The organism is Streptomyces sp. NPDC052020 (assembly GCF_040680575.1).
Taxonomy (GTDB): Bacteria; Actinomycetota; Actinomycetes; order Streptomycetales; family Streptomycetaceae; genus Streptomyces.
The window spans coordinates 14,951-26,542 of the sequence record NZ_JBFAWY010000046.1; the positions used below are offsets into that span (position 1 = coordinate 14,951).

General features: G+C 71.7%; 7 protein-coding genes. 5 read left to right on the forward strand and 2 right to left on the reverse strand.

What is annotated here, in order from left to right:
• Positions 1-272 precede the first annotated feature (272 nt).
• Entirely contained in the window at positions 273-1,385 is a 1,113-nt protein-coding gene (locus AB0L74_RS31050) for a LacI family DNA-binding transcriptional regulator (protein ID WP_365659705.1), read from the reverse strand.
• Positions 1,386-1,851: 466 nt separating this feature from the next.
• Between AB0L74_RS31050 and hisC the strand changes: the two genes are divergently transcribed.
• The gene (gene hisC, locus AB0L74_RS31055) at positions 1,852-2,931 is read left to right on the forward strand and encodes a histidinol-phosphate transaminase (protein WP_365659708.1); all 1,080 of its coding nucleotides are present in this window, start codon (positions 1,852-1,854) and stop codon (positions 2,929-2,931) included.
• A gap of 19 nt (positions 2,932-2,950) precedes the next feature.
• Here the strand turns inward: hisC and AB0L74_RS31060 are convergent, their stop codons facing one another.
• Positions 2,951-3,346: a cyclophilin-like fold protein gene (locus AB0L74_RS31060; RefSeq protein ID WP_365659711.1), complete on the reverse strand. Its 396-nt coding sequence runs from the start codon at positions 3,344-3,346 to the stop codon at positions 2,951-2,953.
• A 202-nt stretch (positions 3,347-3,548) separates the two neighbouring features.
• On the opposite strand from AB0L74_RS31060, the gene AB0L74_RS31065 reads away from it, so the two are divergent.
• The 4 genes from AB0L74_RS31065 to AB0L74_RS31080 all read left to right on the forward strand — a co-directional run bounded on the left by AB0L74_RS31065 (position 3,549) and on the right by AB0L74_RS31080 (position 11,561).
• A complete protein-coding gene (locus AB0L74_RS31065; protein ID WP_365659713.1) occupies positions 3,549-5,054 on the forward strand; it encodes a cytochrome ubiquinol oxidase subunit I in 1,506 nt (501 codons plus the stop codon).
• 20 nt (positions 5,055-5,074) lie between these two features.
• Complete coding sequence (gene cydB, locus AB0L74_RS31070) at positions 5,075-6,079, forward strand: cytochrome d ubiquinol oxidase subunit II (protein ID WP_365659715.1); 1,005 nt, start codon at positions 5,075-5,077, stop codon at positions 6,077-6,079.
• A gap of 51 nt (positions 6,080-6,130) precedes the next feature.
• Positions 6,131-9,661: a thiol reductant ABC exporter subunit CydD gene (cydD, locus tag AB0L74_RS31075; protein ID WP_365659785.1), complete on the forward strand. Its 3,531-nt coding sequence runs from the start codon at positions 6,131-6,133 to the stop codon at positions 9,659-9,661.
• 217 nt (positions 9,662-9,878) lie between these two features.
• Positions 9,879-11,561, forward strand: coding sequence for a GAF domain-containing protein (locus AB0L74_RS31080; protein ID WP_365659718.1), 1,683 nt, complete (start codon positions 9,879-9,881; stop codon positions 11,559-11,561).
• The last annotated feature ends 31 nt before the right edge of the window (positions 11,562-11,592 follow it).

Consider the following 11,592-nt stretch of genomic DNA (forward strand, 5'->3'; position numbering starts at 1 on the left):
TGGTCGCAGCGGCCCGCGGTGTCGTGCGCCCATCATAGGAATGCGGCTCGCGCCATGTGATGACCCCGGGGTGGTGAATCAGAGCACGACTCCCGGTTCGCTGCGGCTTTCGCCCCGATTGGGCCGGGCTTCGGCCGTCCCGCGACCGTCCGTTCCCCGCTTTTCTTCGCCTTCCTCCCGCGACTCCTTCGCCTGTCCGCTGCCCGCCGTCCGTGTCCGGCACGCCGCGCTGAGGAGGTCTTGGGGCTCCTCCGCGCGGTGCGCGGTGTGCGTCACTTCCCCTCGGATGACCGGGGCGGGCTGACCGTCGTACGCGGTGCGCGGCGCTGCGACGACGTGCGGACGATCAGCTCGGTGGGTATGACCTGCTCGAGCGGCCGCTCCGTCTCGACTCCCTCGATGGCGTCGATGAGCAGCTGCACCACGGCCGTACCGATGTGGCGCGGTTTGAGTGACAGGGTCGTGACGGGCGGCTCGGTGTTGGCGTACACGGTGGACTCGCTGCAACAGACCAGCAGCAGGTCGTCGGGGACGCGCAGACCGTAGCGGCGGGCGGCGGCGAGCAGGTCGGTGCCGTTGGGGTCGAACAGGCCGTAGACGGCGTCGGGCCGGTCGGGGCGGGCGAGCAGCCGGTCGGCGGCGACGGCGCCCGCGCAGGGGTCGTGTGCCGGGTATGCCTCGTAGACGGGCTCCTGGCCGACGCGCTCGCACCAGTGCAGGTAGGCGGTGGTCGACAGATGGGTGTACGTGTCGGTCGTGGTGCCGGTGAGGAGGCCGATGCGGCGGGCACCTGCGGCGGCCAGGTGGTCGAGGATGTCGAGGACGGCGGCCTCGTGGTCGTTGTCCACCCAGGCGGTGACCGGGAGGGGACCCGCAGGGCGGCCGTCGGAGACGACCGGCAGGCCCTGGCGGACCAGCTCGCTGACGACCGGGTCCTGGTCGGAGGGGTCGATGACGACCGTGCCGTCCAGGGCGACGTTGGACCAGACGTCGTGGCGGGAGGTCGCGGGCAGGATGACGAGTGCGTAGCCGCGGGCGAGCGCGGCGGAGGTGGCGGCGCGCGCCATCTCGGCGAAGTAGGCGAATTCGGTGAAGGTGAAAGGTTCATCCCCGTACGTCGTCACGGTCAGGCCGATGAGACCCGACTTGCCGGTACGGAGGGTACGGGCGGCGGCTGAGGGGCGATAACCCAGCCGTTCGGCGACCTCGCGGACATGGCGGCGGGTGGCGTCCGGGAGCCGGCCCTTGCCGTTGAGGGCGTCGGAGACGGTCGTGATGGAGACTCCGGCGGCGGCAGCCACGTCTCTGATGCCTGCCCGGCCCGGCCGGCTGCCTCGGCGTGAGGTTTCCGCGCGGCTCACCTGGTGCTTCCCTGCTGCTGTCATGGCGAGCCGATAGTAGGGCTCATGCGACGGGGCGGGGCGGACGCATATGCACGCGTTGACAGGTACGTTTCTGCATGATCGAGGAGCGTGAACTCCCTGAGATTGCAAGGCAGTTGGCTGCTGTCGAGTCGGTAGGTGACGTGTCGGAGCACGCTGATCTGGCACGTCTTCGTGGTGGCGAAGAGGTCCCAACTCACCTGCACGGGTGATGCGCGCTACGGCGTGAGCTACCGGCGCGTGGATATATGTCTGGCGCGCCCCCTCGGGGTGTCCCCCCGTCGCGCGCCTTTGTGCGCTGATGCCCTTGGTACCCGAGCAGGAGGAAGGGACCGACGGGGTCGCTCGGTGCGTGGGGGGAGGGCGGCCGGCGGTTCGCGCACCTCTTCGCGCACCTATACGCAGGGGACTCGAATCCTCATAGGGTGAGGAGTATTCGATGCCGGTGGTGGTCACAAGGAGGACTGCGGTGAGCGAGACGAGCCCCAAGCTGCGCGCCGAGCTGGAGGGAATTCCCACCTACAAGCCGGGCAAGCCCGCCGCGGCCGACGGTCCGGTGGCCTACAAGCTGTCCTCCAACGAGAACCCCTATCCGCCGCTGCCGGGCGTGATGGAGACCGTGACGGCCGCGGCCTGCTCGTTCAACCGCTATCCCGACATGGCCTGCACGGGCCTGATGGACGAGCTGTCCGAGCGGTTCGGGGTGCCGGTCTCCCATCTGGCCACGGGCACCGGGTCGGTCGGTGTGGCTCAGCAGCTGATCCAGGCGACGTCCGGCCCGGGCGACGAGGTCGTCTACGCCTGGCGGTCCTTCGAGGCGTACCCGATCATCACGCGGATCAGCGGCGCGCGGTCGGTGCAGGTGCCGCTGACCCCGGGTGACGTGCACGACCTGGACGCCATGGCCGACGCCGTCACCGACCGCACTCGGCTGGTCTTCGTCTGCAACCCGAACAACCCGACCGGCACGGTGGTGCGGCGGGCCGAGCTGGAGCGGTTCCTCGACCGGGTGCCCGGCGATGTGCTGGTGGTGCTCGACGAGGCCTACCGCGAGTTCATCCGCGACCCCGAGGTGCCCGACGGTGTGGAGCTCTACCGTGAGCGGCCCAACGTCTGCGTCCTGCGGACCTTCTCGAAGGCATACGGCCTCGCCGGGCTGCGTGTGGGCTTCGCGATCGCCCACGAACCGGTGGCGGCGGCGCTGCGCAAGACGGCGGTGCCGTTCGGCGTGAGCCAGCTCGCGCAGGAGGCGGCGATCGCCTCCCTGCGGGCCGAGGACGAGCTGCTGGGCCGGGTCGGCTCGCTGGTGTGCGAGCGCACGCGCGTGGTCGACGCGCTGCGCGGCCAGGGCTGGACGGTGCCGGATACCCAGGCGAACTTCGTGTGGCTGCGTCTGGGGGAGCGCACGGTCGCTTTCGCGGAGGCGTGCGAGCGGGCCGGCGTGGTCATCCGTCCGTTCCCGGGTGAGGGTGTCCGGGTCACGGTCGGGGAGAACGAGGCGAACGACATCTTCCTGAAGGTGGCGGAAGAGTTCCGCACGGAGGCGTAGCCGTCGGCGGGCCGGTGGGTCAGGCGCCGGCCGCTTCGACGCGTACCGGGTCGCCGTCGCGGACCGTCGCCAGCAGGCGGGGGTCTCCGTCGAGGCGGCCCAGCACGTTGCAGGGGCTCGCGAGGCGGCATTCGTCGCCCCGCGAGACCGGTGTGGGCCCGTAGGGAAGGGCCAGTGCGTCGCCCTCGGTCCAGAAGGCGACCGTGCCCGGATCGACGACCTGCCGGGCGTCCGTTTCACGTGAAACCGACACTCCCGTATCGAAATACACCTCCTCGCCCCAGGTCCGGGCTGTGGAGGTGAGCGGCAGGGCCTTACGAAGGGCCTGTGCCGTGGGGGTGTCGTCGAGGGTCGCGGTGAGGTGTCCCGCGGGCCATGAGATCCGTATCCGCGTCTGCTGTCCCTGTGTGTCCATGCGGCGGATTCAACAAGATGTTGAAGTTCCTGCCAAGGGGGTTGACGTCACAGGGGACCCCCCTTCCAGCGTCGAAAAACAGTAGGTCATAATTGCTTGTGAATGTGAACGCGTTCACAAGCGTGTCTGATAGCTCCCGAGATAGGTGCGACATACACGCACAAACTGCCGCTGACCACGGCGATGTAAGGAGAGCGACGACGTGGACATGGCTTTGGCGCCGGAGACCCTGGCGCGCTGGCAGTTCGGTATCACCACCGTCTACCACTTCCTCTTCGTCCCCCTGACGATCTCGCTGGCTGCCCTGACGGCCGGGTTGCAGACCGCCTGGGTGCGGACGGAGAAGGAGAAGTACCTCAGGGCGACCAAGTTCTGGGGCAAGCTGTTCCTGATCAACATCGCCATGGGCGTCGTCACGGGCATCGTGCAGGAGTTCCAGTTCGGCATGAACTGGTCGGACTACTCCCGCTTCGTCGGTGATGTCTTCGGTGCGCCGCTCGCCTTCGAGGCGCTGATCGCCTTCTTCTTCGAGTCCACCTTCATCGGACTGTGGATCTTCGGCTGGGACAAGCTGCCCAAGAGGATCCACCTGGCCTGCATCTGGATGGTCTCGATCGGCACGTTGCTGTCGGCGTACTTCATCCTCGCGGCCAACTCGTGGATGCAGCACCCGGTGGGCTACCGGATCAACGAGGAGAAGGGACGGGCCGAGCTCACCGACTTCTGGGCCGTCCTCACTCAGAACACCACGCTCAACCAGGTCTTCCACAGTTTCTCGGCGGCCTTCCTTACGGGGGGCGCCTTCATGGTGGGCATCGCCGCCTTCCATCTGATGCGCAAGAAGCACATCCCGGTGATGCGGACCTCGCTCCGGCTCGGCCTGGTCACTCTGGCGGTCGGCGGCCTGCTCACCGCGGTCAGCGGTGACACGCTCGGCAAGGTCATGTACGAGCAGCAGCCGATGAAGATGGCCGCCGCCGAGGCACTGTGGGACGGCGAGAAACCCGCACCCTTCTCGGTCTTCGCCTACGGGGACGTCGACGAGGGGCACAACAAGGTCGCCCTGGAGATACCCGGCCTCCTCTCCTTCCTCGCGCACAGCGACTTCGAGTCGTACGTGCCGGGCATCAACGACACCAATGAGGCACTTCAGGAGAAGTTCGGGCCCGGTGACTACAAGCCCATCGTTCCCGTCGCCTACTGGGGCTTCCGCTGGATGATCGGCTTCGGCATGGCGTCCTTCTCGCTCGGACTGCTCGGGCTGTGGCTTACCCGGAAGAAGTTCCTGCTGCCCGCCGCGTGGCGGACGGGGGAGGACGAGGTGCCGCACCTGGTGCTGCTGAAGAAGCCGCTCGGGTCGAAGCTCACCCGGCTGTACTGGCTGCTGGCGCTGTGGACGATGGGCTTCCCGCTGATCGCCAACTCCTGGGGCTGGATCTTCACCGAGATGGGCCGCCAGCCGTGGGTCGTCTACGGCCTCTTCCAGACCCGTGACGCGGTCTCCCCCGGCGTCTCGCAGGCCGAGGTCCTCACCTCCATGATCGCGTTCACCGCGCTCTACGCGACCCTTGCCGTCATCGAGGTCAAGCTGCTCGCCAAGTACGTCAAGGCCGGTCCACCCGAACTCACCGAGGCCGACCTCAACCCGCCCACGAAGATCGGCGGCGACATCCGTGACGCCGACAAGCCGATGGCCTTCTCGTACTAGGCCGAGGGAGTTGCACCGTCATGGAACTGCACGACGTCTGGTTCGTCCTGATCGCCGTCCTGTGGACCGGCTACTTCTTCCTGGAAGGCTTCGACTTCGGGGTCGGCGTCCTCACCAAGCTCCTCGCCCGTGACCGACCCGAGAAGCGGGTGCTGATCAACACCATCGGCCCGGTCTGGGACGGCAACGAGGTGTGGCTGCTCACGGCGGGCGGCGCTACGTTCGCCGCCTTCCCGGAGTGGTACGCCACGCTGTTCTCCGGGTTCTACCTGCCCTTGCTGGTCATCCTGCTCTGTCTGATCGTCCGGGGTGTCGCCTTCGAGTACCGGGTGAAGCGGCCGGAGGAGAACTGGCAGCGCAACTGGGAGACCGCGATCTTCTGGACCTCGCTGATCCCGGCGTTCCTGTGGGGTGTGGCCTTCGGCAACATCGTCCGGGGCGTGAAGATCGACCGCGAGCTGGAGTACGTGGGCAGCGTCTGGGACCTGTTCAACCCGTACGCCCTGCTCGGCGGCCTGGTGACGCTGACCCTGTTCACCTTCCACGGGACGGTGTTCACGGCGCTCAAGACCGTCGGGGAGATCCGGGAGCGGGCGCGGGCGCTGGCTCTGCGCGTCGGCCTGGTCACGGCGGTATTCGCGGTGCTGTTCCTGCTGTGGACACAAGTCGACAGCGGTGACGGCACGAGCCTGGTCGCGCTGGTGGTGGCCGTGGCCGCGCTGGTCGTGGCCCTGATGGCCAACCAGGCCGGCCGTGAGGGATGGGCGTTCGCCCTCTCCGGCGTCACGATCGTGGCCACCGTGGTGATGCTCTTCCTGACGCTCTTCCCGAACGTCATGCCGTCCACGCTCGACGCGGACTGGAGCCTGACCGTCACCAACGCCTCGTCCAGCCCCTACACCCTGAAGATCATGACTTGGCTCGCGGCGATCGCCACGCCAGTCGTCCTGCTCTACCAGGGGTGGACCTACTGGGTCTTCCGCAAGCGCATCGGTACCCAGCACCTCGCCGACGCCGCGCACTGATTCCGTCACGGGGGTGTGTTTCACGTGGAACACACCCCCGGGCCGAAGGGCATGTTTCACGTGAAACCCATCGATCCGCGCCTGCTGCACCACGCCCGTGCCACCCGTCTCTTCCTGCTCGCGGTCATCGCCCTGGGCGCTGTCGGCGCCGGGCTGGTCATCGCGCAGGCGATGCTCATCGCCGATGTGGTGGTGGGCGCCTTCCAGCACGGCCTGACGGCCGGTGGTCTCCGTACGCCCCTGCTGCTCCTGGCGGCCGTCGCCGTCGGCCGGGCGCTGGTCGGCTGGCTCACCGAGCTGGCCGCGCACCGGGCGAGCGCGGCGGTGAAGTCGGAGCTGCGGGGCCGGCTGCTGGAGCGGGCGACCGCGCTGGGGCCCGGCTGGCTGAGCGGCCAGCGGACCGGCTCTCTGGTCGCTCTCGCCACTCGCGGCGTCGACGCCCTCGACGACTACTTCTCCCGCTATCTGCCGCAGCTCGGGCTCGCGGTGGTCGTACCGGTGGCGGTGCTGGCCCGGATCGTCACCGAGGACTGGGTCTCGGCGGCCATCATCGTCGGCACCCTGCCGCTCATCCCGATCTTCATGGTGCTGATCGGCTGGGCCACGCAGTCCCGGATGGACCGGCAGTGGCGGCTGCTGTCCCGGCTGTCCGGGCACTTCCTGGACGTGGTGGCGGGACTGCCGACGCTGAAGGTCTTCGGGCGGGCCAAGGCACAAGCGGAGTCGATCAAGCACATCACCGGCGAGTACCGGCGCGCCACCATGCGGACCCTGCGGATCGCCTTCCTGTCGTCCTTCGCGCTGGAACTGCTCGCCACCCTGTCGGTGGCGCTGGTCGCTGTGACGATCGGCATGCGCCTCGTCCACGGCGAGATGGACCTGTACGTCGGACTGGTGATCCTCGTCCTCGCGCCCGAGGCGTATCTGCCGCTGCGGCAGGTCGGGGCGCAGTACCACGCGGCGGCCGAGGGACTCGCGGCCGCCGAGGAGATATTCGAGGTCCTGGAGACTTCCGCGCCCCAGCCGGGCACCGGGACGGTGCCGAGGGACGGTTCCCTCTCCTTCGAGGGCGTCACCGTCCGCTACCCCGGACGGTCCGCGGAGGCCGTGTCGGACCTGACGCTCACCGTCGAGCCCGGAGAGACGGTCGCGCTCGTGGGGCCGAGCGGGGCGGGCAAGTCCACTCTGCTCAACGTCCTGCTGGGATTCGTACGGCCGGTGGCGGGCCGGGTGCGGATCGGGGGAGCCGATCTGTCCGGACTGGACCTCGCGCAGTGGCACGCCCGTGTGGCCTGGGTGCCGCAGCGGCCCCACCTGTACGCCGGGACCATCGCCGAGAACGTACGGCTGGCCCGGCCCGAGGCGGACGACGCCGCCGTGCGGCGGGCTCTGCGGGACGCCGGCGCGCTGTCGTTCGTGGAGGCGCTGCCCGGAGGGATGGACACGGTGCTCGGCGAGGACGGGGCCGGGCTGTCCGCCGGGCAGCGGCAGCGGCTCGCGCTGGCGCGCGCCTTCCTCGCGGACCGGCCGGTGCTGCTGCTCGACGAGCCGACGGCCGCCCTGGACGGGGCGACCGAGGCCGAGATCGTGGCCGCGGTGCGGCGGCTCGCGCGGGGGCGGACCGTGCTGCTGGTGGTGCACCGGCCGGCACTGCTGGAGGTGGCGGACCGGGTGGTGCGCCTGACGGAGCCGGCGGCTGCCCGCCGACCGCGTCCGGCGATCTCGGACGCGCCCCGCCCGATCGAGGAGCCGGCCGGTGCCCGCGCCGGGGAGGAGGCCGCGGTCCCCGGCACCGGCCCGGCCGGTACCGGGGGCACCGCCGCCGGCGTCCGCGGCGGTGTCCTGGCCCGGGTACGGGCGATGTCCGCCGCCCGGCGTGGGCGGCTCGGGCTCGCGCTGCTGCTGGGCAGCCTCGCGCTCGGCAGCGCCGTCGGCCTCATGGCCACCTCCGGCTGGCTCATCTCCCGCGCGTCGCAACAGCCGCCCGTGCTCTATCTGATGGTGGCCGTGACGGCGACGCGCGCCTTCGGGATCGGACGGGCCGTCTTCCGGTACGGGGAACGGCTGGTGTCGCACGACGCGGTGCTGCGGATGCTGGCCGACACACGGGTCGCCGTCTACCGGCGGCTGGAGCGGCTCGCGCCCGCGGGCCTGCGGCACCACCGCCGGGGCGATCTGCTGGCACGGCTCGTCGCCGATGTGGACGCGTTGCAGGACTACTGGCTGCGCTGGCTGCTGCCGGCCGCCGCCGCGGTGGCCGTCTCCGCGGCGTCGGCCGGCTTCACGGCCTGGCTGCTGCCGGAGGCCGGTGCCGTCCTCGCGGCCGGGCTGCTCGCGGCCGGTGCGGGCGTTCCGCTGATCACGGGCGCCGTGGCCCGGCGGGCCGAGCGCAGGCTGGCGCCCGCCCGCGGAGTCCTGGCGGCCCGGGTGGCCGACCTGCTCACCGGCACCGCCGAACTGACCGTGGCCGGTGCCCTGCCCGTGCGCACCGCCGAGGTGCGGCGGGCCGACGCGGCCCTCACCCGGATCACCTCACGCGCCGCCACCGCCACCGCGCTCGGCAGCGGGCTGACCGCCCTCGTGTCCGGGCTGACCGTCGCCGCCGCCGCGCTGGTCGCGGTGCGCGCGGTGGCCGACGGCAGGCTCGACGGCCTGCTGGCGGCGGTCGTCGTCCTGACCCCGCTGGCCGCCTTCGAGGCCGTCCTCGGGCTGCCGCTCGCCGCGCAGTTCCGGCAGCGGGTGCGCAAGAGCGCCGAGCGCGTCCACGAGGTGCTGGACGCGCCGGAGCCGGTTCGGGATCCGGCGCGGCCCCGGCAGGCGCCCGCCGCGCCCTTCCCGCTCGTGGTCGAGAACCTGACGGCCCGCCACCCGGGGCAGGACGGTGACGCCCTGGCCGGGATCGGCCTGACGCTGGCGGAGGGCCGCCGGATCGCCGTCGTCGGGCCGTCCGGGTCGGGCAAGACGACCCTGGCGCAGGTGCTTCTGCGGTTCCTGGACCCGGACGCGGGCGCGTACACGCTGGCCGGGGTCGACGCCCGCACCCTGGACGGGGACGAGGTGCGGCGGCTCGTCGGGCTGTGCGCCCAGGACGCGCACCTCTTCGACAGCTCGGTGCGCGAGAACCTGCTGCTGGCCCGGAGGGACGCCACCGACGCCGCCCTGAGGGACGCCCTGGCACGGGTCAGGCTGCTGGAGTGGGCCGATGGTCTGCCCGACGGCCTCGACACACTGGTCGGGGAACACGGGGCGCGGCTGTCCGGTGGCCAGCGGCAGCGGCTGGCGCTGGCCCGGGCGCTGCTCGCCGACTTCCCCGTCCTGGTGCTGGACGAGCCCGCCGAGCATCTCGACCTGCCGACCGCCGACGCGCTCACCGCGGATCTGCTGGCCGCCACCGAGGGCCGTACGACCCTGCTGATCACGCACCGGCTGGCGGGCCTGGCGGCCGTGGACGAGGTGGTCGTCCTGGACGAGGGCCGCGTCGCGCAGCGGGGGACGTTCGACGAGCTCGCCGTCGTGGAGGGCCCGCTGCGGTCGATGATCGAGCGGGAGGCGGCGTCGGACCTGCTGGTGGCGGCGCGATGAGGTCGCGGGGCCCGGTACCGGTGTCGGCGCGGGGGCGGTGGCGACGCCGTGGGAGCTCGTGGGAGCTCTCAGGGGCTCGTTCGGCCGGTGGCGCGGGGCCGTGGTGAAGCCGTCGAACCCACGCGGCTGCTGGAGCGGGGGTTCGGCGGGGCCGCGGTCGTCCGGCCCGCAAAAAATCCGACTTTCCCTGACAAAGGTGGCTCATTAGGCTCGGGCTATGCCCACCGCACCGGATCCCGGGCCCCGGCCGTCCCCGCAGGGGATCTCCGCCGAGTTCGCCGCGCGGGTGCCGAGGCTGCTGGAGGCGGTGCGGTCCGTCGGCAGCGGGCTGGAGCTGCATTCCACGCTGGTCCGGATCTGTGAGACGGCGGCCGGCCTGGCGGGCGCCCGCTACGCGGCGATAGGCGTCATCGCCGAGGACGGCGAGGGACTGGCCGACTTCGTGCACCACGGCGTCGACGAGGGGACGGCCCGCCGGATCGGGCACCCGCCCGACGGGCACCGGGGCCTGCTGGGCGCCCTCATCCGTGACCCGGAGCCGGTCCGGCTGGAGGATCTGACCGCGGACGTGCGCGCGTACGGGTTCCCCGCGCACCATCCGCCGATGCGCGGGTTCCTCGGCGTCCCGATCCGGGTGCGGGGCGAGGTCTTCGGGAACCTGTATCTGACCGACAAGCGCGGCGACGAACCGTTCACCGACGACGATCTCGCGATGGTGCGGGTGCTGGCCGCCGAGGCCGGCATCGCCATCGGCAACGCGCGGCTGTACGAGGCCGCCCAGCAGCGGGAGCGCTGGATCGACGGGTCGGTCGCCGTCACCACGGCCCTGCTCTCCGGTGACGACGGCGAAGACGCCCTGCACGTGGTCGCGGAGCAGGCCCGCCGGCTGTCCGGAGCCGCCGCCGGGATCGTCCTGCTGCCGGCCGGCGGGGGCGGTCTGGAGATCGCGGCTGTCGCCTCGGAGGGGCCGACCGAGGCGCTGGGCACGGTGTTCCCGCCGGGGCGCGGGGCCGTCGCCGAGCTTCTGGACGGACGCGCCGTGTTCGTGGAGGACGCCGCCACCGATCCCCGCCTGGACACCGGCCTCGCGCGCGGCTACGGACCGGCCATGCTGCTGCCCCTGCGCAGCGGCGACCGAGTGCTGGGCGGCCTCGTCACCCCCCGGGCGCGCGGGCAGCGCCCGTTCTCGCGGACCGAGCGCGCCCTGGCGGTCCGGTTCGCCGCGCAGGCCGCGCTCGCGCTGATGATGGCCGAGGCGCAGCGCGACCGGGAACGGCTCGCGGTGTACGAGGACCGTGACCGCATCGCCCGCGATCTGCACGATCTCGTCGTCCAGCGGCTGTTCGCCACCGGGATGCTGCTGGAGCGCGCCCGGCGCCGGTCGGCGGTGCCCGAGGTGCGCGACGGCATCGGCAGGGCCGTGGGCGAACTCGACGTGACCATTCAGGAGATCCGCTCGGCCATCTTCGCCCTGCGGCAGCCCGCCGAGGAGGAGCCGGGGCTGCGCGGGCGGGTGCTGCGTGAGATCACCACGGCCGCGGTGCCGCTGGGGTTCACGCCCTCCTGCCGCTTCGCCGGTCCCGTCGACAGCGCGGTGGGCGAGGCGACGGGCGAGAACCTCGTCGCGGCCCTGCGGGAAGGTCTCTCCAACGCCTTCCGGCACGCCAGGGCCTCCCGGATCGACGTCCTCGTCGACGCGACCGTGACCCTGGAGGGCGGCCGGCCGGGCGTCCGGCTGACTGTCGCCGACGACGGTGTCGGCATCCCCGAGGGCGGGCGGCGCAGCGGACTGGCGAACCTGCGGCGCCGCGCCGAGTCCTTGGGCGGATCCAGCCGGCACGGGCCGGGCGTCGGGGCGGACGGCGGCGGCACCACGCTGGTGTGGGAGGCGCCGTACTGAGCCGCCGCGCCCGGCCCGTCCGGGGCGCCCT

Bases quoted from the DNA above. Each gene is read 5' to 3' on its own strand.
- AB0L74_RS31050 (WP_365659705.1), bottom strand. From the start codon at position 1,385: ATGACAGCAGCAGGGAAGCACCAGGTGAGCCGCGCGGAAACCTCACGC.
- AB0L74_RS31060 (WP_365659711.1), bottom strand. From the start codon at position 3,346: ATGGACACACAGGGACAGCAGACGCGGATACGGATCTCATGGCCCGCG.
- cydB (WP_365659715.1), top strand. From the start codon at position 5,075: ATGGAACTGCACGACGTCTGGTTCGTCCTGATCGCCGTCCTGTGGACC.
- cydD (WP_365659785.1), top strand. From the start codon at position 6,131: ATGTTTCACGTGAAACCCATCGATCCGCGCCTGCTGCACCACGCCCGT.
- AB0L74_RS31080 (WP_365659718.1), top strand. From the start codon at position 9,879: ATGCCCACCGCACCGGATCCCGGGCCCCGGCCGTCCCCGCAGGGGATC.